Here is a 25,268-nt window from a genome sequence, read left to right on the forward strand (position 1 = left end):
GCCGTCCGGACGCCTCCCGCAGCACCCGGCGAACGGTTCCCGCCGGGCCGTCCAGGAGCCCCTGACCAGGCTGGCACGGGCGCGGGGTGGCGGACAGTGCAGGGCTCCCGTGCGGCGCGTGACTTTTTCACGTCACAGGGGTGAGGAAGGCACTGGTCAAGGATCGCTAGGTTTTCGTTAACTCCAACCCTGAGCCGGACTAGAGCGGCCACGGATCCACGACCAACCACAGCACGGCAATCGGAGGAGAGACATGTCCATCGACAAGGACTGGCGTTTCGCGGAACTGATCGTGCGCGTCTGGACCGAGCCCGGTCTGCGCCGCCGCTACGAGGAGAACCCGGCCCGGGTGCTGGCCGAGGCCGGCATCCGGACCGTCCCCGGCGAGGCGATCCCGGCCCTCCCCGCCGCCGAGGAACTCGACGTGGTGGTGGACCTGTTCGAGCTGCTGCCGAACGAGGCCCCGCCGGTCGCCGGCTGCCTGAGCATCAACGACACCGCACCGGTGGCGGTCCACCCGGCCGTGGGGGCGCTGGCGATATGACCAGCCACGGGGGGGACGAGCGGGCACCGCTGATCGGTTTCAAGCGTCACCTGCGGGCGGAGGTGGTCCCGGGCGACGCCGTCTACCTGATGTCCGAGCACGGAGTGACGGCGGTCCGAGGGCTCCATCTGGCCTCGCTGGTACCGCTGTTGGACGGCACCCGGGACCTCCCGGCGCTGCTCGCCGACGCGGCGCCCGCCGTCCCCGCCGTGCACGTCGCCCAGCTCGTGGGCCAGTTGACCCAACGGGGCCTGCTGGACCACATGCCGCGCCAGGAGCGCGGTGACGGCGCCGGCGCCGGCGCCGCGGCCCGGGCCTACTGGGAGCTGGCCGGCCCGGACGGCGCGCTGCGGGGCACCACCCTGCGGATCACGCCGGTCGGCGACCCGGACACCGCTCCGCTGCGCGCCGCCTGCCGGGCCGCGGGGACCGCCCTGGCCCCGGCCGGCGCGACCGCCGACCTCGAACTGGTCGTCTGCACCGACTACCTCGACCCCCGGCTGCGCGAGTTCGACGCGGCCCGGCGGGCCGACGGCCGACCCTGGCTGCTCACCAAGGTGTGCGGCACCTCCGTGTGGGTCGGGCCGGTGTTCCGGCCCGGGGTCGGCGCCTGCTGGAACTGCCTGGCCCACCGGCTGCGCGCGCACCGCCAGGCCGAGGCCCCGGTACGGCTGCGCAAGGGCTGGGGCCCGGTGGCGGCACCGCAGGCCGCGCTCGCGGTGACCGTCGGGCTGGGCTCCCAACTCGCCGCCCTGGAATGCGTCAAGTGGCTGGCCGGGCGCCGCGGCGAGGAGCAGGACCGGGTCACCACCCTGGACACCCTCACCCTGGCCAGCCGTTCCCACCGGCTCACCCGCCGCCCGCAGTGTCCGGACTGCGGCGACGCCTCGACGATGACCCGGCAGACCAGCCGCCCGGTGGTGCTCACCCGCAGCCGCTCCGCGGTCCGCGGCGGCGGCCACCGGGCGCTGTCCGCGCAGAGCATGCTGGAGCGGTTCGGGCACCTGCTCAGCCCGGTCACCGGCGTGGTCAAGGAGATCCGCCGCGACCCGCGCGGCCCCGAACTGCTCAACGTCTACCGCGCCGGGCACAACCTGGCGCTCGGCCCCCGGCACATGTCCGAGCTGCGGGCCTCGCTGCGCCAGGAGAGCTCCGGCAAGGGCCGGACCGCACTGGACGCCAAGGTGAGCGCGCTCTGCGAGGCGGTGGAGCGGATCAGCGGCCTCTGGCAGGGGGACGAGACCCGGATCCGCGGTTCGCTGCGCTCGCTCGGCGCGGACGCCGTGCACCCGGGCCGCTGCCAGCTGTGGGACGAGCGGCAGTTCGCCGACCGGGACGCGGCGAACGCGGGCGGCCACCCGTTCCACCAGGTCGCCGACGTCTTCGATCCGGACGCGGTGCTGGACTGGTCGCCGGTCTGGTCGCTGACCCGCGGCCGCCAGCTGCTCTTCCCGACCGCCCTGCTCTACTACGACGTCCCCGACCGGCCGGGCCGGCGGATGGTCCGGGCCGACTCCAACGGCTGCGCGGCCGGCGGCACCCTGGAGGACGCCGCGCTGCAGGGCCTGCTGGAACTCGTCGAACGCGACGCGGTCGCCCTGTGGTGGTACAACCGGACCCGGCAGCCGGCCGTCGACCTGGACGCGACGGCCGACCCGTGGACGGCGCAGGTGCGCCAGGCCCACGCCGAACTGGGCCGCGAGGTCTGGGCCCTGGACCTCACCTCCGACCTCGGCGTCCCGGTGGTCGCGGCGCTGTCGCGACGCACCGACCGCGCCCGCGAGGACATCGTCTTCGGCTTCGGCGCCCACCTCGACCCGGCGATCGCACTCTCCCGGGCGCTGACCGAGATGAACCAGCTGCTCCCGCCGGTCCTGACGGCCCGCCCGGACGGGACGGGCTACGGCTGCGCCGACCCGGTCGCGCTGCGCTGGTGGCGCACCGCCACCCGCGACGGCCTGCCCTACCTCGCCCCGGCCCCGGGCACCCCCGCCGGACCGCCGGTCGAGTTCGGCTACAGTCCCGCCACAGACCTGCTCGATGCGCTTCAGAGCGTCCAACGAGCGGTCGAGAAGCAGGGTTTGGAGGTGTGCATACTGGATCAGACCCGCCCCGATCTGGGCCTACCGGTCGTACGGGTGCTGGCACCGGGGCTGCGCCACTTCTGGCCCCGCTTCGCGCCCGGCCGCCTCTTCGACGTCCCGGTGGCACTGGGCAGACTGCCGCACCCCACCCCGTACGAGGAGCTGAATCCGATACCGCTCTTCGTCTGAGCACACCCGATCCCCGAGCAGGAGACACCGTGCAGCCAGTCCCGTCCTCCGGCACCTCTTCACCGGCACCCTGGCTCACCCTGTGGTCGCTGAGAGAGGACACGCTGCTGGAGGAGCAGCCGCAGGACGACTCGCTGCTGCTGCGCTCCCGCTGGGGGGACCTGCGCATCCCGCACCCCGGGCCGGTGCTGGCGGAGACGCTGCGCCGGATGCTGCTCGGCCCGATCCAGTTGGAGAACGTCCCGGGGACGGACGAACTGAGCGCGCAGGTCCGGCTGTTGGCCGCGTTACGGCAGTTGCGCGGTATGGTGGTCCGTTCGGTCGGGGCGCCCGACGGGTCACGGCCGCTGCTCTCGGTGGTGCCGGTCAGGGCCGGGGCACTGCTCGACCCGCAGCCGGTGCCGGAGGACCGGCTGCTGCGGCTCTCCCGGTTCGCGGTGCTGCGCTCGACCGGCCGCGGCACCCTGCTGGAGTCGCCGCTGTCCGCCTTCTCCGCCGCCTTCAGCCGGCCCGAAGCCGGTTGGCTGCTGGCCTCGCTCGGCCGCCCGGTCACCCTGGAACAGGCGGCCGGGCGGCTGCCGATCCCCCCGGCCGCCGCCTCGGCCCTGGTCGCCCACCTGGTGGCGACCGGCATGGTCGAGTTCGCCGAGCACGGCGCCGAGGCGCACAACGCCTCCTTCGGGGAGGACCGGGACCCGGTCCTGCTCCCGTGGTCCCCGCACGACCTGCGGTTCCACTGGAGCAGCCGCCCCGGTCTGCACGACCGGCCGGTCGGCGCCACCTTCCGGTTACGCGGCCGCCAGGAACAGCCGCCCGCGCTCAAACCGCTCCCGGCCGGCCCGCGGATCCCGCTGCCCCGGCCCGCCCCCGGCACCCCGCCGTGGGACCTCCCGCTGACCGAGGCGCTGGAACGCCGGCGGTCCGTCCGCCGGTACGGCGAGCAGCGGATGACGCTCGGCCGCCTCGGGGACCTCCTCTACCACGCGCTGCGGGTGCGGGAGGCCGACGGCGGCCGCGAGGACGCCGGCGCGCAGAGCCGCCCGTACCCCAGCGGCGGCGCCTGCTACGAGCTGGAGTGCTACCTCACCGTCGGGCGCTGCGCGGGCCTGGAGGCCGGCAGTTACGCCTACGATCCGCTCGGCCACGCGCTGATCCGGCTGTCCGGCGATCCGGAGCTCGACCGCACGATGCTCCGCGAGGCCCAGACCTGCGCCGGGGCCGAGGATCCGCCCGACGTGCTGCTCACCCTGGCCGCCCGGTTCGCCCGGGTCTCCTGGAAGTACAGCGGGCTGGCCTACGCGCTGACCCTCAAGCACGTCGGCGTGGTGCAGCAGACGCTCTACCTGCTGGCCACCGCGATGGGCCTGGGCGGCTGCGCGCTGGGCACCGGGAACACCGGACTGTCGGCCGAGGCCTTCGGGCTGGACTGGCGGGCCGAGTCGGCCGTCGGCGAGTTCATCCTCGGCTCGCTGCCGGCGGCGGCCGCCGTCGGCTGAGCCGCGGCGCCCGCGGTCCGCGGTCCGCGGCCTGCCGCCTGCCGCCTGCCGCCTGCCGCCTGCCGCCTGCCGCCTGCCGAACCGGACTGTCCGCCGTCCCCCCACCCCGCCCATTCCCGTCCCCCCCGCACGGAATTTCACCTTTCGTTTCCTGGCCGAAAACACCTGCTACAGCTCATGATTGATGACCTGTCAGATTATTGAATCCACAACGAAAGGGAAGTCGCGCATTACCCCGGAACGGGTCCCTCAGCGATCTCATCACCCTTACCATCGGGTAAGGCCGGCATGACCCGAGGGGGAGTCCCGATGCTGAAGCCAAGCCACCCAGGTGACCGGTGCCCCGGCTCGGCACCGCGAGCCGGGGATCGGGCACCCGCCGTGGTCGAACGACCCCCGGACGCCCGGCCCTTCACGCCCCCCTGCCGTCAGCTCCGTAGCCAGGCCCCCTGGACGACAAGTGCGGCCCCACTCCACGCCAATGACGGCAGCGCACCGGTAGCCGCCCCCGGCCCGGTGCACCGCCGTCCGACATCCCACGGAGAGCCATGACCGGCAGAGTCAGCGCCTGGCAGCCACTCTCGTCGAAGCGGACGGGCCCGGGCGGGCCCGAGCAGGACGAGCCGACTCAGCAGGACACCGCGGAGGACACCATGGAGAGTTCGGTCCGGGCGGAGCCGGGCGTCCGGGTGATGGGGATCGAGGCGCCGGCCCCCCGGTTCGCCCTGATGGTGATCTGGCTGGTCATCGGGGCCTTCCTCACCATGCAGATCGTCGACATCCTCGAAGAGGGCGTCGGCACCCTGACGATCGTCTGCTGCCTGACCGTGCTGCCGGCCAACATCGGCCTGCAACTGGTGCACACGCTCCCCCGGTTCCGGCACGTCCGGGCTTCCTACGGGCGCTGGACCCTGCTCGCCCAGGCCCTGCTCACCGTCGTGCCCGCGCTCTTCCTCGGCTGGCCGTGGGGCGGCATGGGCGGCTTCGTCGGCGGGTCGATGCTGCTGCTCCTGCCGCTGCGGGGCGCCCTGCTCGCCTTCGCCGGCCTGATCGCGGCCATCGGCACGGGCACCGCGCTGCAGCCCCACAGCACCGTGGGCAGCGTGCTCTACATGGTGGTGTCCACCCTGGTCACCGGCGTCATCGTGCACAGCCTCTCGCTGCTGGCCAACCTCACCCTCGCCGTGCACGAGGCGCAGGAGGACTTCACCCGGGGGGCCGTCATCAAGGAGCGGCTGCGGTTCGCCCGCGACCTGCACGACCTGCTGGGCTACAGCCTCTCGGCGATCACCCTGAAGAGCGAGCTGGCCCACGCGATGACCGTCCGCTCCCCCGACCGGGCCAGGGCGGAGCTGGAGAGCATCATCGAGCTGTCCCGCCAGGCCCTGCGCGACGTGCGCGACGTGGCCCGCAGCTACCGCTCGATGTCCCTGCTGACCGAGCTCTCCTCGGCCCGCTCGGTGCTCTCGGCCGCCGGGATCGACGCCCACCTGCGGGTCGAGTGCGGCCGCCTGTCGGCGGACGCCGACACGGTGCTGGCCACCGTCCTGCGGGAGGGGATCACCAACATGATCCGGCACAGCAAGGCGTCCCGGTGCACCATCGAGGCGGTCGCCGGGGACGGCACGACCAGGCTGCGGCTGGCCAACGACGGCGTCCCGGCCCGGGTCGGGGACGACAGCCGCCGGGGCGGCGGCCGGGGGACCAACCGGCGGGCGGGGGACGTCCGGTCGGAGGGCGGGGACCTCCCGCACCAGCCCGCCCCGGGCGACGGCCTCGCCCACCTGGGCGGCGGCGGCCTCGACAACCTGGCCGCCCGACTGGCCGCGGTCCACGGCACACTGTGGGCCGGTGTGCGCGAGGACGGCTGGTTCTCGCTGGAGGCCGAGATCACGGCGGACGCGAGGGACGGGGCGGCCGCGGCCCGCACGCCCCTCGACACCTCCCAGGAGGAGGACGAGGACCGGGTGGCGTAGCGCGCCCGAGGGGGAGCCGGTCCGGCGGACGGGCTCCCCCTCCCCTCGCTACACCCAGCCGGCCTCACGGGCGATCCGCACCGCGTCCAGCCGGTTGCGGGCGTTCAGCTTGACCACCGTCGAGGTCAGGTAGTTGCGCACCGTCCCGACGGACAGGAAGAGCCCCCGCGCGATCTCGGCGACCTCCGCCCCGTCGGCGGCCAGGCGCAGCACCTCGGTCTCCCGCTCCGTCAGCGGATTGTCCCCGCTGTCCCAGGCGGCCACCATCAGATCGGGGTCCACCACCCGCTCCCCCTGCATCACCCGGCGGATCGCCTGGGCCAGTTGACGCGGCGGCGCGTCCTTCAGCAGGAACCCGCGGACCCCGGCGGCGAGCGCCCGGCGGAACGTCCCCGGCCGGCCGAGGCTGGTCAGGATCAGCGTCCGGCACTCCGGCATCACCTCCTGCAGCCGGGCGGACGCGGTGAGGCCGTCCATCCCCGCCAGGTCGATGTCGATGAGCGCCACATCCGGCCGGACCTGCAACGCGGTCGGCACGATGTCATCGCCGTTGGCCAGCTCCGCGACGACCTCGATGTCCTCCTCCAGGCCGAGCAGCGCGACCAGTGCGCCCCGCACCATGTGCATGTCCTCGGCCAACAACACCGTGATGCTCACCAGTAGTTCCCCCGCCCGTCCACCCCAGACCGACCTGACTATCGTTCAACATCACTCGAAAGAATGCTACGCCACGGACACACCCGGTCAGATCCGTCAGCCCCACCCGCCTCATGGGCCCGGCCCCCCCACTGCCACCGGGGCGGAACGGGCCGACCACCCGCCCCGCCTCGGCGATCCACCGCCGGACCGTCAGCCGAGCCGCAGCTCGTGCAGCAGCCTCCGCTCCAACGCACTGAGCGGTTCCTGCGGGCAGAGCCGCTCGGGATGGCGCGGCCCGGGATCGGACAGCACCTCCGGCTCCATCTCCGCGATCTGCGGCGGAACCATCAGACCGAAGAACGACCCGAAGGCCATCAACCCGATCATCGCAGGCGAGTTCAGCAGCCTCAGCGCACTCCTCGTCATCATGGCAACCATCGCTGGGATGTTCTCCTTCCTGGCCGGGAGTCCGTTCCCCGCCGGCGACGAGTCTGTGCACCGCGACTCGAGAACGGCACAAGCACCGCACAAGAGCCGTCCGCCACACCCCGCCGGAACGACGGCAGCCTCACGTCGATCCGGTCCTGCGTTGAGTGGCAGGGTCCCCCTGGGCCTCGCCCTTGGCTGTGGGGCGACCAACCCGGACGATCTCGTGGATGTGCGTCGGATCAGCTCTGCACCCGGGAGCAGCTCCGCTCCGTGTCCCCCGCCGCCGATCCGCCCAGGCGGTAGGATCAGTGCGCTGCGCACCTTCCCGGAGGGTACGAGTTCTGGGTTCCGTACGCCCTCAACAGGCGGCGATTGGCGAATGGTTGTGCCCGTCAGGTGGTCACCATCTGACGTGAGCGTGGTTGCCCGGTAGGGCGCCCCCTGCCATTCCGATATCACTACCTGGGGATGGTCGCATGACCTCGATCGAGTACAAGCCTGCGCGTCGTGGACGGATCCGCGAGATCCTCACCGACGTCGTCGTCGGAGTCGTCACCAACATGTTGGTGACGGCGCTGACCTCGGTGGCGCACCTGCTCTTCTGACGCAGGTCAGTGGCGGGCCCGGAGAGCCCGCCACTTCACCCCTTTCCGCGCCTTCCGTCAGAACAACCGAAGGTCGTTCTTCGGCTTCTTCCGTCCCCGCTTCGGACGGACGTGGTGCCCTGGCAGGCTCTCCCGAGTCGGCCGCAATCCGTCGATCTCGGTCTCCCCGACAAGACCCTTGAGGTAGGCCCGGGTTTCCTCGTCCGTGGAATAGAGCACCGTCGCCCGGCTCGCCCGAGTCATCAACACGTGGTAGGCGTGCCGGATCAGGCGGGCGAACTCCTCGTCACCGACGCTGCTCGCGCTGACCTTCGGATCAAACGATCCCGGGACTCGCACCCGCCGCACACCTTCCGCCGACTTCTCCGTCTCCTTGCCCCGGCGGAACACCCACTGGCCGTCCCGGCGCACCATGTCATCGCCCATGATCACTCCGCACCAGTCCCACTCGAGGCCCTGCGCGGTGTACACACAGCCGATCTGGCCGATGCCGTTCTCGTGCATCGCCCACCTGACACCGGGCGGGACGCCGTCCGCGCAGAAGCTGTCGCTCTTCGCGTTCCACGGCTGGTGCCAGTCACCGATCCTGACGTCCCGCTCCAGTCGTTTCTCCCGGCCCAGGGGCTCGGTCCACGGCCAGCAGTAGCCGGCGACCATACGGGCGGATGCCCCGGCGCGCGCCTCGCCGAGGATGATGTCCCCGAGCGCGTCCGGCGTGTCCGCCACCTCGACATGCATCAGGCCGTCCGGCGTCCAGCGCTCAGGTTCGTCATCCGAGATACCGAGCAGCGCATGCACCCAACGGACGTACGCGTCACTTCCGCCGCATCGGAACTGCTCGCGAAGGCCGTACCGCACCACCGTGGCTCCGCGCCGATCGGCCGCCTGCCGGATCAGCTCGACCGTACCGACCTCCTTCGGACGGACGACCTGGCCTTCGTCGAGGAAGAAGACCGTCAGCCGGGACGCATCGAGGAGTTCGTCCACCTGCGGCCGGGATCCCTGCTTCTCCGGCGGCCAGAACCGGTTCTCGGAGCGGTCACGGAGGCGGTGTGCCTCATCGCAGATCAGGACGTCGAGCGGCGGGTCGGGCGTCGTGACGTAGTCGAAGAAGTAGGTGAAGGTCTCCTTGAACTCCCGGTCCCCGACGCCGACGTGCTCCTGCATCGCCGCGTTGAAGGCCCTGCTCCCGCTGGCGTAGTTGACGTTGCGGCCTTCGGCCTCCAGCTCCGCCTTGATCTGCAGGCCGATGGCGCTCTTGCCGGTGCCCGCACCACCGGTCACCAGGAAGACCACTCGTCGCTCGTCCGGAACCAGCGCGGACCGCTCCGAGGAGGGAAGTACCTTGGCCGCTGTCCCCAGGATCCGATCGGCCACCTCCTTCTGCCGTCCGCGCAGGGTGAAGACCGTGTCCGTGCCTCGGGACCACATCATCGCGTCGAGCAGCGGTGCGTTGCGCACGCCGATGCCCTGCAGTAGTTGCTCGGCCTCGGCGCCGCCGCCGTCGGCGGCGAAGTGTCCCTGCAAGTCGGTCAGCAACTGGTGACGACGGTCACCGGTGTACACCTGCGCGTAGGCACCCGTCGGCGCGTCCACGTCGATCAGTGGGCGGACCGAATCCTCGGTGGCGTTGTGCAGGTAGGCGAAGCCGCCGCACTCGATGTCGACCGTACCGAAGGGGCCCCGGCTGCCGGTGAACGCACGGTAGTACTCGCGCAGTTGAAGCGCGGGGTGCTTCTTGGGCTTCGCCAGGCCCGCCACGTAGACCTGGTCCGCGAAGGCCCGCTCGATCCTGGTCACCGTCGACCAGCGCTTCAGCTCCACCAACTGGACGGACGGCCGGTTCTCGCGTGGATGGCGGCCCACCAGGACGACGTCCACGAGTCTGGGACTGCTCCCCTTGATGTCCTCGTCGGCAGTCGCGGCGCACTCGACGACCATCTGCACATTGCCGCGATCAGCGGCGACCAAATCGTTCGCCAGACAGATCAGACTCTCCGCCCACGCGAACCGCTCCGTCTCCGAAGCCTCGTGCTCCCGGAACCTTCGCCACCGTTCGGCGAGATGCGGCACCATCCGGCGACGCGAGTTCAGAGTGAGCAGATCCTGCGCCGACAACTTCAGCAGGAGCATGGGCACGAACGGACTCCCCCAGACCGGACCACGAGTGATTCGTGCGGGTGGGGGCATGTCCTCAGCGGGAAGCCTGTCGGGCCGCAAACAGTACCGCCGATCCTCAATGCGGAAGCGGCCGTCGGTACACAATGCTCATCGACGGCACACCCGTCAAGAGATCGCCCCCGGCAAAGGCCGGCCCCGGGCGCCCGGAAGCCCGGCCCGGACCTCCGGGACCTGCTCATTCGCACCAGTTCTCGCCGGCCCGACCGGGCTGGTCCGGGACGACGTCCACCTCCACCGCGCCACGGAAAGCCCAGGTGTTCGAGCACCCGCTCAGGCACTCCGTTATAGGTTGGCCCAGTCATCAGCGCGGCCCGCCGGGCTTCCCTTCCGGGACATGCCCCCACCCGCACGAGTCACTTCGTGCTGCCTGGGAGCTTGTCTTGCTGTTCCGCGACTCCGCGTCTGCAGTCGCTGCCGAGAGCCTGGCCGGATCACTGGTCGTGCGTCTCATCGACCAGTTCGTCCACCGGCACGGCCACAAGCCCGGCCCGTCCGAGGTGCGCTCCTGGGAGCGGAGCATCCCGGCTCTGACCAACGCGCTCCTGGACGCCGGGCTCGGCATGGTCGAGGTGCTCCTCGAGTACTCGCTGCCCCTCAACAGCAAGCGCGCCGACGTCGTACTCGCCGGCGTCCACCCGACCACGGGCGAACCGTCCTACGTGGTGGTCGAGCTCAAGCAGTGGAGCAGCGCGCTCCCGGAGGACGGCGATCCCCTGCTCTGCCGGGTCGACGCCTACACCCGGCCGGTGCTGAACCCGATCGAGCAGGTCCGCGGCTACTGCGACTACCTGATCTCCTTCAACGGCGCACTCGCCACCCACCCCGAGCGGCTGTCCGGCGTGGCCTTCCTCCACAACGCGACGGAGTTCGGTGTCCAGGGCCTCTACGAGGTGCCGCAGGACGAGCGCGGCCGGCTCTTCACCGCCGAGCGCCGCGGGGAGTTCGTCCAGTACCTCCGCTCGAAGCTGAAGCCGGTCCCCGGCGCGGAGGCGGCGGACCAGTTGCTCGCGGGCAAGGCGGCCCCGTCCAAGCAGCTGATGGCGGTCGCCGCCGACGAGGTCCGCGAGCGCGAGCAGTTCGTGCTGCTGGACGAGCAGCGGGTCGCCTACGAGCTGGTGCTGCGCGCCGTCCGGCAGGCACAGCAGTCCGATCACAAGGAGGTCGTCGTCATCACGGGCGGCCCCGGCACCGGGAAGAGCGTCATCGCGCTGTCCCTCCTCGGTGATCTGTACCGGCGCGGTGTCACGGCCCTCCACGCGACCGGTTCCAGTTCCTTCACCACCACCATGCGCCGGGTCGCCGGGGCTCGGAAGCGTGAGGTGCAGGACCTGTTCAAGTACTTCAACAGCTTCATGACCGCCGAGCGCAACGGGCTGGACGTGCTTCTCTGCGACGAGGCGCACCGGATCCGGGAAACGTCGGCCAACCGCTACACCCGGGCCGCCCAGCGCACCGGGAAGGCCCAGATCGAGGAACTGATCGACGCGGCCCGGGTGCCGGTGTTCCTGCTGGACGAGCACCAGGTCGTCCGGCCGGGCGAGATGGGTACGGTGGCCCAGATCCGGGCCGCGGCTGCCGTGAAGGGCCTGGACTGCCAGGTGGTCGAGCTGGACAGCCAGTTCCGCTGCGGCGGCAGCGACGCCTACCTGCACTGGGTGGTCCGCCTCCTGGACCTCGAGGCCGGCGGCCCGGTCGGCTGGGAGCCCGACGGCAAGGTCGCCCTGGAGGTCGTGGACAGCCCCCAGGAGCTAGAGGCGTTCCTCGACGCCCGTCGCGCGGAGGGCTACGGCGCCCGCATGTCGGCCGGGTACTGCTGGAAGTGGACCACGAAGGTGGCCCCGGGCGACCCGCTCCCCCTCGACGTGCAGATCGGTGACTGGGCCCGGCCGTGGAACGTCTACGGCGACCGCTCGATCGCCGGCGCCCCGCCCGCCGCGCTGTGGGCCACCGACCCGGCCGGCTTCGGCCAGGTCGGCTGCGTGTACACCGCCCAGGGCTTCGAGTACGACTGGAGCGGCGTCATCCTGGGCCCGGACCTCGTCTGGCGCACCGACCACTGGGTCCCCGACCGGACGGCCTCCAAGGACCCGGTCTTCCGCAAGTCCACCACCGACGCCGACATCAGCCGCCTGATCCGCAACACCTACAAGGTGCTGCTCACCCGCGGAATGATCGGCACGGTCGTGTACTCCACGGACCCGGAGACGCGGGCCAAACTGCGGGAGCTGGTAACCGGACAACAGGTGGGACGGATCGAAGTGGAGCACAGCCGCCGCGGCTGATCACCACTCACTGATTCCACACACAGCACACAGGGCGGACCGGTGTGCACTGTTGGGAGCAAGCCGCGCAGACCGGATCCAGACGACACATGACCCCCAGTCAAGGGGTTCAACGATTGTCGACAGCCGAGGCCTCGAGGTCTCGGTCCTCCTGGCGCACGGCGGTGACGGCACTGGCGCCGGTGATCCGGCCTGGGGAGGCGTTGATCTCTTCTTGGTCGCACATCCGCTCGAGGAGCGGTATGGCAGCCTGGCTCGCCGTCCCGGTAGCTGCCGGGGGCCTGCGAACCCTCGGCGTAGGTGACGACTTCGTTGTGGCTGAGCATGATCGGTGGCGGGGTGTCGGCGGCCGCACCGGGCGCGACGGAGGTCAGCACCGGGGCGAGGCCGATCGCGGCGGCGATGGCCGGCCACGAGGGATGTTCGGACGGCGCGCGCCGAGGGCGACTCCGGGTGAAGCGGCAGGCATGGTGAGGTTCCCCCACAAAGTGATCTCCTGATCACGGCTGAGCAGGAAGGGATATGCGCCTGCAAAGGTTCTGTGCGGAGAGAATCAACAACGTATCGTCATCAGCAAAAGGACCGTCAACTTCGCTTTCCTGCAAGCCTGTCCCCTTTCGCCCGGCTGTTCCCGATTCCAAGGGGGCGTGACGCGTCTCACAGCGTCGGCGGACGCGAAATGTCCTGGACCTGGACGTGAACAGACCTTTACTCTCCGCCGGGGCCTTTCGTCCGCATCGTGTGCGGCCGACTCAATTCAGCCTGGGGGTAAGGGTGCTGATCAAGCATGTCCGTTTCCGTCGAGTGACGGGCAGGGAGGGACCGCCACCGGATCGGGCGCGGTCCCGGCTGGCCCTGGTGAGTTCCGTGGCAGTCCTGAGCCTGCTGACACCGGTGGTGCCCGCGTTCGGGGTGTCGGCCGACGGCCAGGACAGGATCTGGTCGCCGCCGAACACGCCGCTGCCGAAGACGTCCTCGGTGCCGGGCGCGCCCGACAGGCCAAAGGCTTCGCAGCCGCAGGCCGGTTCGTCCAACTGGGTGCCGCCGAAGGCGGTGCCGCAACCGAAGCACGGCAGCGCGGTGGTGGCCCTGGACGCGGCTCCAGCGTCGGGCACGTCGAAGGAGGCGGGTGCGTCCAAGCAGGCCGGCGACCTGCCGGTGTGGCTGGCCCCAGTCGCATCGGTCGCATCGGACGCAGGGAACACGGCGCCAGCCGCAACCTCCGTCCAGGTGCAGGTGGCGGACGAAAAGGCAGCGGCCGACGCCGGCGCCTCGGGCGTGCTGGTGTCGCTGGTGCGCGACGACGGCGCGGCGGAGTCGGGGAAGGTGCGGGTCGGGCTCGACCTGGCCTCGGTGGGCTTCGGTGGCGACTTCGCGCACCGCGCCCGGCTCGCGGTGCTGCCCGAGTGCGCGCTGACCACTCCGGACGTGGACGGCTGCCGGACGCGCACGCCGGTGGCCGCACACTACGACGAGCAGGCCGGGCGGCTGGTCGCGGACGTCGACCTGCCGGCCACCGGGCAGTCGACACAACCGCAGGCGAAGGCGGCGGGTGTGACCAGGTCAGCCGCTCCCGCAGCGGCGCCGCGGCTGCTGCTGGCACTGGACGGCGCGCCCGACAGCGGGACCGGCACCTACAGCGCCACCCCGCTCGCGCCCAGTCAGGCGTGGGCGGCGGGGAGTTCCTCCGGCTCGTTCACGTACAGCTACCCGCTCGTGGTCCCACCGACGCTGGGCGGCTCCGCTCCCTCGTTGGCGCTCGGCTACGACTCCGCGTCGGTGGACGGCAAGACGGCGTCCACGAACGCCCAGGCGTCCTGGATCGGCGACGGTTGGGACCTGAGTGCCGGCTTCGTCGAGCGCAGCTACCGCGTCTGCGACAAGGCGGGCGTCCCGGGTTCGGGCGACCAGTGTTGGGGAGGGCCGAATCTGACGCTGTCACTGGGTGGTCACTCGGGCGAGCTGGTGCCCGACGACAAGTCCTGTGTGGGCGGCACCGCCTCCGACGAGCAGTCGAAGTGCACCTGGCGGCTGAAGCAGGACGACGGCACCAAGGTCGAGTTCCTGACCGGTGCCAACAACGGTACGTGGAACGGCTCGTACCTGAAGGTGACCGAAACGGCGTCGGGCACGGCCTACTACTTCGGCCTCAACCAGATTCCGGCGGTGAACGGTTCTCCGTCCAGGACCGGGCCGGAGAGCAAGTCCACCTGGACGGTCCCGGTGTACTCGCCGAACGCGGGCGACCCGTGCTACGGCGCGGCCAAGGGCAAGGGCTCGTGGTGCCAGATGGCGTGGCGCTGGAACCTCGACTACGTCGTGGACCCGCACGGCAACCTGACCACCTACTCGTACACGCCCGAGACCAACTCGTACACACGCGGCGGCGGACAGAACGGGGGCAAGGGCGAGCTCGCGTCCTACACCCGCGGTGGCGTGCTCTCCTCGATCGGCTACGGGCAGTTGCTGTCCGACCAGCTCGCGGCCGGCGGTTCGTACCAGCCCGCCGTGAAGGTCGACTTCACCTCCGGCGAGCGCTGCCTGTCCGGGGACGCCGTCTGCGACCCGTCGAAGCGCACGGCGGCGAACGCGGCCAACTGGCCGGACGTCCCGATGGACAAGCAGTGCGCGGACAGCGGCGCCTGCACCAACTACGGTCCGACGTTCTGGTCCACGAAGTGGCTGAACACCATGACCACATCGGTGCGTTCGGGCAGCTCGTACCGCCCGGTGGACCAGTACGACCTCGTCCATTCCTTCAAGACGCCGCAGAACGCGACGGACAACGCCCCGATCGCGTGGCTGCAGTCGGTGAAGCGCACGGGCAAGGACACCACGAACGGTCAGTCGGCGCAGGAAGTACCGGAGGTGACGTTCGGGGAGCTGCTGCTGCCGAACCGGGTCGACGGGCTGGTGCCGGCGCGGCCACGCTACAACCGTCCGCGCCTGGCGACGATCACGACCGAGACCGGCGGATCGATCCTGGTGTCGTACACCAAGGAGTCCTGCTCGAGGACCGCCGGCCGGATGCCGGCCTCGGCGGACAACAACACCATGAGCTGCTTCGCCGTGAAGTGGTACGACACGAGCCTGAAGTCCACGGTGAATGACTGGTTCCTCCGCTACCCGGTGGACACGGTCACCGTGGACCCCAATGCCGCGCTGGTCACCGGTTCGGTGGCGACGACGACCACCTACACGTACGGCCCGGCCGCCTGGCACCGCAACGACAGCGCCCTGGTCGAGTCCGACTACCGGACCTGGGACCAGTTCCGCGGCTACGCATCCGTCACCACGGTGAAGGGGTCCGGCAAGGACGGACCGCAGGCCAAGTCGAGCACCAGCTACTACCAGGGGATGAACGGCGACTACAAGGCGGACGGCAAGACGCGGACGGCGTCCGTTGCCGGGGCGAAGAGCGGCAACAAGCCCGACGAGGAGTGGCTCCTCGGCCAGGTCCTGGAGACGGACAGCTACGCCGACGCCTCGGTGTCGGCCGCGGCCCCGCTCTCCTACACCGTCAACTCCTACCAACGCAGCGCCGATCTGAAGCCGACCGCCACGCACGCGCGCACCGGTCTGCCGAACCTGGAGGCCGGCTACCTGGCGACCACGACCACCACGACCACCACGACCGCGACCACGACGGGAGCCCGGACCACCTCGTCGGTGACCACGACGGACCCGGACAGCAACAACCGGATCACCACCTCGCTGAGCACCGCCGACGGAACGCCGGACGTGTGCACGCGGTACCGCTACGCGACCGCCGCGAACAAGGCGGTGACCGGGCTGGTGTCCGAGGTGCTCGTGATCTCAGGCGCGAACGCCTGCACGGTGAACGCCTCGCCCGCGAACACCGTCTCCGACACTCGCACGCTCTACGACGGGCAGGCGTTCGGCACGGCCGGCGCCAAGGCCGACGTGACCGGCAGCCAGGTGCTGGACCGCTACGACGCCAACGGCGCGGCGCAGTTCGTCACCACGGCGACCACCGGCTACGACGCGTACGGCCGGGTCACCTCGACCACCGACCCGACGGTCACCGACGGCGCCAACCCGAACGGAGCGGTCAGCACGGCCGCGTACAGCTCGACCAACGCGGGCGACCTGCCGAACAAGCTGGTCACCGGTGCTCCGGCCCCGGCCGGAGCACCGGACGCGGGCACCACCCGCACGGCGACCGTCACTCTCAACCCGGCCCGTGGCCTGCCGCTCACGACCACCGACCCCAACGGGCGCACGGTCATCCAGGCGTACGACGGACTGGGCCGGCTCACGGCGGTCTGGACGCCGGGGCGGGACGCCACAACGGGGGCGAACTTCACGTACGACTACGCGATGAACGGCACCAAGGCGCCGACCACCGTCACCAGCAGGTCACTGCGGTCCGGCGGCAACGCCTACGCCACGTCCGTCCAGATCGTGGACGGCCTCGGCCGGGTCGTGCAGACCCAGAGCGACCCGGCGACCCCCGCCTACCACGGCAGGATGATCACAGACACGTTCTACGACTCCCAGGGCCGGGTCAACCGCAAGTACAACACCTACTACGACGACACGAACGCCCCGAACACCACCCGGTGGATCCCGGACGGCGCGAAGGTACCGAACGCGAGCGTCGTCCAGTTCGACGGCCTGGGGCGGGCTGTGAGCACGCAGTTCGTGGCACTGGGCAAGGTTCAGACCGCGACCACCACCGCGTACCCCGGTGCGGACCGCGTCGATGTGACGCCGCCGACCGGTGCGACAGCAACCAGTACCGTCACTGACGCCCGCGGCCGCACCGCCCAGCTGTGGCAGTACCGGACGCCGACGGCGACCGGCAACCCGGCCGACGCCGACGTCAGCAGCTACACCTACCTGCCCGGCGGCCAGACGGCGACCCGGGTGGACGCAGCGGGCAACACCTGGAGCTACGGCTACGACCAGCGCGGACGCCAGGTGAAGGCCGACGACCCGGAGACCGGTGTGTCGACCCGCACCTATGACGCGGCGGGCCGAGTCGCCACCACGACGGACGCCCGCGGCCTCACCATCGCCACCACCTACGACCTGCTGGGACGCCGGACCGGCACCTTCAGCGGCACGGTAGCCCCGGCGAACCAGCTGACCGGGTTCACCTACGACACGGTCGCCAAGGGCCAGACCTCCGGCTCCACCCGGTATGTCGGCGGGGCGGGCGGTTCGGCCTACAGCAGGACCGTCACCGAGCTCGACACCGCTTACCGTCCGACGAAGACCACCGTCTCCATTCCCGGCAGCGACATCGGCAAGACCGGACAGGTGACCTTCGACTACGCGGCCGACTACGACCCGATCACCGGAGCGATCACCGCCGAGAGCCGTGCTGCGGCCGGCGACCTCGCCCAGGAGTGGATCACCTACAACTACGACAAGTACGGCCTGCTCAACGACCTGAGCGGCGCCGGCTACACCTACCTGCGGCAGGCCGACTGGGACGCGTACGGGCGCAACATCCGTACGACGATGAATCCGTGGGGCACCCAGATCGTCGCCACCAACACCTACGACGAGCCGACCGGGCGCCTGCTCACCCAGTACGTCGACAAGCAGACGGCGACGACGGGCAGCGTCCAGAACACCACCTACGCGTACAACCCGGCGGGTCGGATCACGGCGATCCGGACGATCCCGAACAACACCCCCGCCTCGACAGACCTGCAGTGTTTCACGTACGACTACCTCGGGCGCCTCACGTCCGCCTGGTCGGACACGGGACAGCTGAACCAGCCGACCCCGTCGGTGGCCGGGCAGGGAGCGTGCGCGAACGCCACTCCCAGCAGTGGTGCGGTGGCTCCGGCGAAGACGACGGTGGGCGGCAGCGCGCCGTACTGGCAGGAGTACAGCTACGACGCGGTCGGCAACCGCACCAAGCTGGTCATGCACAACCCGACCGGCGACCAGTCGAAGGACCTGACGATCGACCAGACCTTCCCGGCCGCCGGCACCCGCAACACATCAACCACCGCGACCGGCACGGGCGGTGGCACCGGCGGCCCGCACGGGCCGACGACCGTGACCTCCACCTTCCCCGACAACGGGAGCACACCGGGCGGCTACCAGTACGATGCGGCCGGGAACACCACGAAGATCTCCAACCCGGGTGCCAACAAAGCCATGGGTGCGGGCTTCGTGCTCAACTCCGGTGAGTCGGTGCGTTCCAACAGCACCCAGCTCACGATGCAGCCGGACGGCAACCTGGTGCTGACCTCGCTGCGGACCGGTCTGATCACCTGGTCGACCAACACCGCCAACCACCCGGGTGCGTGGGCGACGATGCAGGACGACGGCAACTTCGTCGTCTACGACCCGCAGCGGGTGCCGCTGTGGTCCTCCCAGTCGTGGGTCGGCCCGAACAGCAAGTTCTTCGCGGTCGTCCAGGACGACGGCAAGTTCATGGTCTACGGGCCGGGCTGGAGCCCGAAGTGGGACTCCAAGACCTGGAACGCGGTGGACGCAGCGAACGGCGCGGAGATGACCTGGGACATCGAGGGCAAGCTCGCCACGATGAAGCAGGGCAGCGCGACCACCAGCTACGTCTACGACGCCGACGGCAACCAGTTGGTCCGCCGCAACCCCGGCAGCGTCACCGTCAACCTGGGCGACGACGAACTGGTCTACGACACGAACGCCAAGTCCAGCTCGGGAAGCCGCTACTACACCCTTCCCGGCGGGGTGGCCCTGGTCCGCCAGGGCCCGACCAAGCTCACCTTCCAGTTCACCGACCATCACAACACCGGCACCCTGTCCATCGACTCCGCCACCACCGGCGAGAACCGCCGCTGGACCGACCCCTTCGGCGCCCTCCGCGGCTCCGGCACCGCCAACTCGTGGGCCGGCGACAAGGGATTCGTCGGAGGCCTCAAGGACGACGCCACCGGCTTCACCAACCTGGGCGCCCGCCAGTACCAGCCCAGCACCGGCCGCTTCCTCAGCCCCGACCCGCTGCTGGCGGCGAACGATCCGCAGCAGTGGAACAGCTACGCGTACAGCCACAACAACCCGGTCAACAGGGCGGACCCGTCCGGGCTGTACGACCCGGACGTCCGAGCCCTGGAGCTGAAGGAACGGGTGGACCGGGAGAACGCCGCGAAGAACTGCGGCGGCCCCGGGAACACCGGCCCGACCGTCTGCCCGGATGGGAGCAGCTGGGAGGACAACCGCCCGACCCCGAGTCAGCTGACAGCCCTGAAGTACCGGATCCAGATGAGGAATCTCATCGCGGAGAGCGGTGACGACTATTCGGACACCGAGGACAGGGTGTTCAAGAAGCACGCACCCGGTCCGCATGACCGGAAGGTGAAGATCCTCATGGGCGAGGTCGTCGCGGGGTTGAACTTCGAGGGGCTCAAAGGCTCCAACACGTTCTACGTGGCGGCCAAGCTGCTGGCCCACTACCTGGACGCGAGTGGAACACCTTTCGAGCTCCACCCCGACAGCATGATGAACGAGATCCCGGCCTTCAAGAACGACGTCAAGAAGTACCTGACCGGTGACGCCGCCGGGAAGGAGACATTCGACTCGGGCTGGCAGAGGAGCCGTGCCAACGAGAAGGACGGGGACTCGAGCATCGGATGGTTCTACGCCCTGAACAACTTCCAGTGGAGGGTCTCCGGCGTGAACCGGAAGGACGGTGGGCCAGAATACAAACTGGAGATCCGCAAGCGCTACGACTGGGGTACCCCCAGTGAGGGTCGGGATCTCCTGCACAAGCTCCACATCAAGGTGACCCAGCCGGAGATCGCCCACCTCAACACCGTTGGGCTGGCTCAGGACTTCGATGTGTTCGGTTCGGCGACTATGCGAGGAGTGCCTGGATGACAACTCCGGTGAAGTTGATACGCGCTTGCCTGGTGGGAGCCTCGCTCTTGGCGGTCGCGGCCTGCGGCAGCGCGACGGTCGGCAGCACGTCCGCCGGCGGCGCGTCCACAACGGCGTCGTCCGATGCATCCGACGCGACGGTTCTCGGGCTGCCCAGCGCCGAACAACGGCGGGCGTACGGCGTGACCGTGCCGCCGGGCGCGACCGACGTCAGCTACGGGTTCTACAAGGTCGGCGGTGGCGGAGATCTCTGGACGACGTTCAAGACCGGGCAGGAGGGCCTCGATGCGTTCCTCACCGGTCTCGGACTCAAGGAGTCCGACCTGAACCCCGGTGTCCAGGAGTTCACCGACGCCGATCTCAAGCTCACCGGCTGGTCGATCGATCCCACCCACACGCTGAAGGGCATCATGGCCCCAGCCAAGGAGGAGGACATGAAGAGCCCGAGCCACACGATCGTCGTGGACTACACGGGTCCCGGCCCGTTCACGGTGTACGTCCTGGCGGGCAAGCCATAGCGCCCCCTTGAGGCCAAGACCGGCCGCGTCTGCCGCTCTTCGCGGCGGGCGCGGCCGCTGTGGTGTCAGGACCGGCCCGTCGACGTGTTCCTGGGTGTCACCGCCGACGACCGCCGAGCATCCCGGGCCGACCGTCCGCTTCCTGGAGCCTCCGCCGGCACGGCAGCCTCGCCACGTTCTCCACCATCCACGACCTGCGCCACCTCGTCGAAGCCCGCGCCCTCGACGGCACGCAAACCCCCACCCACGACACTGCCTCGGTGAACCCACTGTTCAGCCAGGCAGCCGCAGCAGAACCGGCACACGACCGCCGCCCGAGAGCTGTCGGGACCACCGACCGACAACCGAAGTCCGCCCAAGCGCATGACCCGCCACCGGCGCCACAAGCATGCCCAAAACCCGGAAGCCATAGCCGCTTTGGCGCCGACGGCAGACACGACCAGCTACCGATGACACACAGCTACATCAAGGAAACGGGCACAAGCCTCAATACTGGTGCACTGGAACGCTCCACGCCCCCAAGTGCGCCCCCACGACGTGGATGTGCACGAGCGTTCACGACCACACTGTGACCACCACAGCAAAAAAGGCCGTCTCCACTTTCCAGTGAAAACGGCCTCCGACCTGCGAAAACGCTGGTCGGGACGACAGGATTTGAACCTGCGACCCCTTGACCCCCAGTCAAGTGCGCTACCAAGCTGCGCCACGTCCCGTGGTCTCGGCGCCGTGCGGCGGGGCCTGGGGGGCTCTGCCGGTGGGCTTCTCGACCTTGTCTCCGGTGTCCCGGCGACGTGGAAAACAATACAGCACGTCGGGGGGTGCTCGCTGCCAGGTTTCGGGGGTCGGGTGGCGGGTGGGATCAGGGGGTCGGGTGGCGGGCGTCGTAGGTGAGGAAGGCGGGGCGGCGGGCGGCGAGGAGGAGGACGCAGGCGACGCAGGCGAGCCCGCCGGTGATGACGGAGGTGGCGGGGTTGCTGAGGGCGGCGACGGCGCCGGACTCGAAGTCGCCGAGGCGGGGGCCGCCGGCCACCACGACGATGAAGATGCCCTGGAGGCGGCCGCGCATCTCGTCGGGGGCGGCGACCTGCATCATCGTGTTGCGGAAGATCATGCTGACGGTGTCCGCGCAGCCGGCCACCGCGAGCAGCAGGAGGCCGAGCCAGAGGTTGTGGAGGGCGCCGAAGGCGGCGATGGCGAGGCCCCAGGCGGAGACGGCCGCCAGGATCGCGACGCCCTGGCGGTGGACCCGGCCGACCCAGCCGGAGAAGAGTGCGCCGATCAGGGCGCCGACGGCCGGGGCGGAGACCAGCAGGCCGACGGTGCGGGCGTCGCCGGCGTAGAAGGTGACGGCGATCGCGGGGAAGAGGGCGCGGGGCATGCCGAAGATCATCGCGGCCAGGTCGGCGAGGAAGCTGGTGCGCAGGTTGGGCTGGTCGCGCAGGAAGCGCAGGCCGTCGAGGACGGAGGCGCGGCCCTTGCGGTCGCCCTCCGGCCGCATGGCGGGCAGGCGCCACATGGCGTAGAGGGTGCCGGTGAAGGCGACGGTGTCGACGAGGTAGGCGGACTGGGCGCCGAAGGCGCCGATCAGGACGCCGCCGAGCATCGGCCCGACGGTGAGGCCGAGGTTCATGCTGATGGTGTTCAGGGCGTTCGCCGCCGGGAGCCGGTGGGCGGGGACCAGCCGGGGGATCATCGCCGAGCGGGCGGGCGAGCTGAGGGCGAAGAATCCGGCCTGGACGGCGACGGCGGCGTAGAGCACGGCCACCTGGTCGAATCCGGCGAGGGCCTGGGCGGCGAGCAGGGCGGAGACGACGGCCAGGCCGGCCGAGCCGACCAGGCCCAGCTTGCGACGGTCGACGGTGTCCGCGATGGCGCCGCCGTACAGGCCGAAGGCGACCAGCGGGACGAGGGAGAAGAGGCCCACCAGGCCGGTCGCGAAGGCGGAGCCGGTGAGGTCGTAGACCTGGACGGAGACGGCGACCGCGGTCATCTGCTGGCCGACGGAGGACACCGCCTGCCCCGACCAGACCCGGCGGTAGTCGGGGTGCTCACGCAGGGGGCTGAGGTCGGCGAAGGCCCGTCGGTACCAGGGGAGGCCGGATATCTCCTCCGGTGCCCCGGCGACAGGAAGGGCAGAACCGGCGGGCGCCGCCGACGCGCCGGGCGCAGCGGGGTCGGCGGCGGTCGAGGTATCAGGAGGTTGGTTGGTGGTCACAACCCTCCATGGTCGCCTCGACCCCCGCCGCACCCCACGGCGGGGGCGCCCTGCGGCGTGTGCCCTGCGGGGGGGGGCGCCCTGCGGTCCGCTACCGGGTGAGCACCTGCTTCTCCCCCGCCTCCACCGCGAAGTCCAGCCGGTTGCCCGGCGGCGGGAACGGGCAGATGAAGTGGTCCGCGAAGGCGCAGGGCGGCAGGTAGGCCCGGTTGAGGTCGAGGACCGTCCGGCCCTCCGCGTCCGGCGCGGGCAGGGTGATGAAGCGGAAGCGGTAGGTGTCGACCCCGCTGGTGGCGTCGGCGATGACGCCGGTGAGGTGGGCCCCGGAGCGGCCGACGGTCAGGGTGCGGTGTTCGCCGGCCACCGTGAACTCGATCCGCCCGGTGACCGCCAGCGGCCGGTCCTTGCCGTCCGCGTTCGGTACGACGACGGACTGCCCCTCCTCCTCGAAGGGGGTGTAGACCGCGGGGACGGCCCATTCGGGCGCGTAGGGGTACGCCGAGATGCCGGCGAAGCCGGTCCGGCCGGGCGAGGCCGGGTCGAAGACCCGCAGGGCGAGCTCGCCCTCCCGCTCGATCGGGACGAGCAGCACCTCGCCCAGGGCGGCGGTGTCGGCGGCCGGATCGGTGTCCGGGCGCAGCAGCACCTCGCCGTCCACCAGGCCGTCGGCGCCCCCAGTACCCCCAGTGCCCCCGGCGCCGTCGACGGTGATGCCGTCGGCCGCCGCGGCGCGCACCCGGACGCCCTCGGCGTCGGCCCACCAGAGCCCGGGCAGGCCCGGGACCTCGGCCGGCTCGGGCCCCAGCCAGTGCGTGCCGGTGAGTGCCAGCTGGCCGTGCGGCGCGCTCACCGACGCCGCCCGCCCGTCACTCCAGTGCTTCCAGTCCTCCGCGGCCGTCGCCGTCATCGGTCAACCCTCCCGGTCCGGTCCCGCGGACGGCCCGCCGTTCGGGCCGTCCGTATCGGTCATCCTGCACAACACCGCCCGCCGGTGCGGATCATTCCCGGGCCCCCGCACGCCGCCGGAGCCGTAAGGAGACTGCAATGCGGCGGCAACACGCGGCACCGGGCCGTGCCGGGGACAGCCCCCGACAGCCCCTGACCGGCCGGCGCCCGACCCGGAACGACCCGGAACGACCCGGAATGGCCCGGAACGACCCGGAACGGCCCGGGACGCCGCGGTCAGCCCTTCAGCGGCCGGAACAGGCCCTCCTGCACCACCGACACCACCAGTTGCCCGTTCCGGTCGTAGATCTGCCCGCGGGCCAGGCCGCGCGCGCCGTGGGCGATCGGCGACTCCTGCTGGTAGAGCAGCCACTCGTCGGCCCGGAACGGCTGGTGGAACCACATCGCGTGGTCGAGCGAGGCCATGTCGAAGTGCCGGGGGCCCCACAGCGGCTCGACGGGGGCGCGGACGGCGTCCAGCAGCGTCATGTCGCTGGCGTAGGTGAGGGCGCAGACGTGGATCAGCGGGTCGTCCGGCAGCGGGCCGTTGGTGCGCAGCCACACGCCGCTGCGCGCCTCGACGTCGACCAGCTCGTCCTTGTGCCAGCGCAGGCGCTCGACGTAGCGGATGTCGAAGGGCTGGCGGCGGGTGATGAACGGGGGCAGCTCGCCGAGCCGGGAGCCGACCTCGTCCAGCGCGCTGGGCAGTTCCTCGGGCGCCGGGACCGCCGGCATCGGGTACTGGTGCTCGATGCTGCCCTCCTCCGGTCTGTGGAAGTCGGCGGTGAGCGAGAAGATCGAACGGCCGCCCTGGATGGCGAGCACCCGGCGGGTGGTGAAGGAGCGGCCGTCGCGGATCCGGTCGACCTGGTAGACGATCGGCACACCGGGGACCCCGGGGCGCAGGAAGTACGCGTGCAGCGAGTGGACGGGGCGCTCGCCCTCGACCGTGCGCCCCGCCGCGACCAGCGCCTGGCCGGCGACCTGCCCGCCGAAGGTGCGCTGCAGCGCCTCCTCGGGGCTGCGCCCACGGAAGATGTTCAGTTCGATCTGCTCCAGGTCGAGCAGATCGACGAGGTCGTCGACGGGGGTACCCATGGGCGCGCTCCCTCTCCTGGTTCCGCTGGTTCCGCTGGTTCCGCTGGTTCCGTTCGCTCCGCCGGTTCCGTTGATTCCGTTGCTTCCGGTCCGGCTCTCCAGCTCACTCGAATTCTCCGGCGGCCCGGGACATTCCCGCTCACCGGCCGTCCGCCACCGATTCACTCGAACGAGTAAGCGAAACCCGAAAACGAATGGACAGGCGGCAAAGTGTCCGGGTAG

The 25,268-nt window shown here is 70.8% G+C and carries 15 protein-coding genes and 1 tRNA gene; 8 read left to right on the plus strand and 8 right to left on the minus strand.

All coding sequences use genetic code 11. The annotated features are described in order from the left end of the window. The first annotated feature begins 253 nt into the window (after nucleotides 1-253). The 4 genes from AB0O91_RS31020 to AB0O91_RS31035 all read left to right on the plus strand — a co-directional run bounded on the left by AB0O91_RS31020 (nucleotide 254) and on the right by AB0O91_RS31035 (nucleotide 6,289). Nucleotides 254-544 carry a hypothetical protein gene (locus AB0O91_RS31020; RefSeq protein ID WP_363440100.1) on the plus strand — a complete coding sequence of 97 codons (291 nt, stop codon included), beginning with the start codon at nucleotides 254-256 and terminating at the stop codon, nucleotides 542-544. Further along, complete coding sequence (locus tag AB0O91_RS31025) at nucleotides 541-2,817, plus strand: TOMM precursor leader peptide-binding protein (RefSeq protein ID WP_363440103.1); 2,277 nt, start codon at nucleotides 541-543, stop codon at nucleotides 2,815-2,817. Before AB0O91_RS31020 ends, AB0O91_RS31025 begins: the two co-directional genes overlap by 4 nt. 29 nt (nucleotides 2,818-2,846) lie before the next feature. After that, nucleotides 2,847-4,313 (plus strand): SagB family peptide dehydrogenase, encoded by a 1,467-nt coding sequence (locus tag AB0O91_RS31030; protein ID WP_363440106.1) that lies wholly within the window; start codon nucleotides 2,847-2,849, stop codon nucleotides 4,311-4,313. Nucleotides 4,314-4,861: 548 nt separating this feature from the next. Continuing rightward, nucleotides 4,862-6,289: a histidine kinase gene (locus AB0O91_RS31035; protein ID WP_363440109.1), complete on the plus strand. Its 1,428-nt coding sequence runs from the start codon at nucleotides 4,862-4,864 to the stop codon at nucleotides 6,287-6,289. Nucleotides 6,290-6,337: 48 nt separating this feature from the next. Here the strand turns inward: AB0O91_RS31035 and AB0O91_RS31040 are convergent, their stop codons facing one another. Continuing rightward, nucleotides 6,338-6,946 carry a response regulator transcription factor gene (locus tag AB0O91_RS31040; protein ID WP_363440111.1) on the minus strand — a complete coding sequence of 203 codons (609 nt, stop codon included), beginning with the start codon at nucleotides 6,944-6,946 and terminating at the stop codon, nucleotides 6,338-6,340. A gap of 192 nt (nucleotides 6,947-7,138) precedes the next feature. After that, on the minus strand, nucleotides 7,139-7,366 hold the full coding sequence (locus AB0O91_RS31045) for a DUF6059 family protein (protein ID WP_363440114.1): 228 nt from the start codon (nucleotides 7,364-7,366) through the stop codon (nucleotides 7,139-7,141). A gap of 467 nt (nucleotides 7,367-7,833) precedes the next feature. Between AB0O91_RS31045 and AB0O91_RS31050 the strand changes: the two genes are divergently transcribed. Beyond that, nucleotides 7,834-7,962, plus strand: a complete 129-nt coding sequence (locus AB0O91_RS31050) for a DUF6408 family protein (RefSeq protein WP_363440116.1) — start codon at nucleotides 7,834-7,836, stop codon at nucleotides 7,960-7,962. A 57-nt stretch (nucleotides 7,963-8,019) separates the two neighbouring features. Here AB0O91_RS31050 and AB0O91_RS31055 read toward each other — a convergent pair whose 3' ends face one another. Then, nucleotides 8,020-10,095, minus strand: a complete 2,076-nt coding sequence (locus AB0O91_RS31055) for a DUF2075 domain-containing protein (protein ID WP_363440189.1) — start codon at nucleotides 10,093-10,095, stop codon at nucleotides 8,020-8,022. Nucleotides 10,096-10,523: 428 nt separating this feature from the next. Here AB0O91_RS31055 and AB0O91_RS31060 point away from each other — a divergent pair, with 428 nt between their 5' ends. Next, the gene (locus tag AB0O91_RS31060; protein ID WP_363440119.1) at nucleotides 10,524-12,425 is read left to right on the plus strand and encodes a DUF2075 domain-containing protein; all 1,902 of its coding nucleotides are present in this window, start codon (nucleotides 10,524-10,526) and stop codon (nucleotides 12,423-12,425) included. Nucleotides 12,426-13,177: 752 nt separating this feature from the next. Here the strand turns inward: AB0O91_RS31060 and AB0O91_RS31065 are convergent. Further along, nucleotides 13,178-13,564: a hypothetical protein gene (locus tag AB0O91_RS31065; protein ID WP_363440122.1), complete on the minus strand. Its 387-nt coding sequence runs from the start codon at nucleotides 13,562-13,564 to the stop codon at nucleotides 13,178-13,180. 97 nt (nucleotides 13,565-13,661) lie between these two features. On the opposite strand from AB0O91_RS31065, the gene AB0O91_RS31070 reads away from it, so the two are divergent. After that, nucleotides 13,662-20,270, plus strand: a complete 6,609-nt coding sequence (locus AB0O91_RS31070; protein WP_363440125.1) for an RHS repeat-associated core domain-containing protein — start codon at nucleotides 13,662-13,664, stop codon at nucleotides 20,268-20,270. After that, on the plus strand, nucleotides 20,267-20,788 hold the full coding sequence (locus AB0O91_RS31075) for a hypothetical protein (protein ID WP_363440128.1): 522 nt from the start codon (nucleotides 20,267-20,269) through the stop codon (nucleotides 20,786-20,788). The genes AB0O91_RS31070 and AB0O91_RS31075 overlap by 4 nt, the downstream gene beginning before the upstream one ends. Before the next feature lie 636 nt (nucleotides 20,789-21,424). Here AB0O91_RS31075 and AB0O91_RS31080 read toward each other — a convergent pair. The 4 genes from AB0O91_RS31080 to AB0O91_RS31095 all read right to left on the minus strand — a co-directional run bounded on the left by AB0O91_RS31080 (nucleotide 21,425) and on the right by AB0O91_RS31095 (nucleotide 25,046). After that, a tRNA-Pro gene (locus tag AB0O91_RS31080) sits at nucleotides 21,425-21,501 on the minus strand. A gap of 146 nt (nucleotides 21,502-21,647) precedes the next feature. Continuing rightward, entirely contained in the window at nucleotides 21,648-22,892 is a 1,245-nt protein-coding gene (locus tag AB0O91_RS31085) for an MFS transporter (RefSeq protein ID WP_363440192.1), read from the minus strand. A gap of 202 nt (nucleotides 22,893-23,094) precedes the next feature. Beyond that, on the minus strand, nucleotides 23,095-23,910 hold the full coding sequence (locus AB0O91_RS31090; RefSeq protein WP_363440131.1) for a DUF1684 domain-containing protein: 816 nt from the start codon (nucleotides 23,908-23,910) through the stop codon (nucleotides 23,095-23,097). Between the two features lie 275 nt (nucleotides 23,911-24,185). Then, nucleotides 24,186-25,046, minus strand: a complete 861-nt coding sequence (locus AB0O91_RS31095) for an acyl-CoA thioesterase II (protein WP_363440134.1) — start codon at nucleotides 25,044-25,046, stop codon at nucleotides 24,186-24,188. Nucleotides 25,047-25,268: the final 222 nt, after the last annotated feature.

Origin of the sequence: Kitasatospora sp. NPDC089797 (genome assembly GCF_040684795.1) — a bacterium.
GTDB lineage: Bacteria > Actinomycetota > Actinomycetes > Streptomycetales > Streptomycetaceae > Kitasatospora.

Bases quoted from the DNA above. Each gene is read 5' to 3' on its own strand.
- AB0O91_RS31020 (WP_363440100.1), top strand. From the start codon at position 254: ATGTCCATCGACAAGGACTGGCGTTTCGCGGAACTGATCGTGCGCGTC.
- AB0O91_RS31025 (WP_363440103.1), top strand. From the start codon at position 541: ATGACCAGCCACGGGGGGGACGAGCGGGCACCGCTGATCGGTTTCAAG.
- AB0O91_RS31035 (WP_363440109.1), top strand. From the start codon at position 4,862: ATGACCGGCAGAGTCAGCGCCTGGCAGCCACTCTCGTCGAAGCGGACG.
- AB0O91_RS31045 (WP_363440114.1), bottom strand. From the start codon at position 7,366: ATGGTTGCCATGATGACGAGGAGTGCGCTGAGGCTGCTGAACTCGCCT.
- AB0O91_RS31050 (WP_363440116.1), top strand. From the start codon at position 7,834: ATGACCTCGATCGAGTACAAGCCTGCGCGTCGTGGACGGATCCGCGAG.
- AB0O91_RS31055 (WP_363440189.1), bottom strand. From the start codon at position 10,095: ATGCTCCTGCTGAAGTTGTCGGCGCAGGATCTGCTCACTCTGAACTCG.
- AB0O91_RS31075 (WP_363440128.1), top strand. From the start codon at position 20,267: ATGACAACTCCGGTGAAGTTGATACGCGCTTGCCTGGTGGGAGCCTCG.
- AB0O91_RS31090 (WP_363440131.1), bottom strand. From the start codon at position 23,910: ATGACGGCGACGGCCGCGGAGGACTGGAAGCACTGGAGTGACGGGCGG.
- AB0O91_RS31095 (WP_363440134.1), bottom strand. From the start codon at position 25,046: ATGGGTACCCCCGTCGACGACCTCGTCGATCTGCTCGACCTGGAGCAG.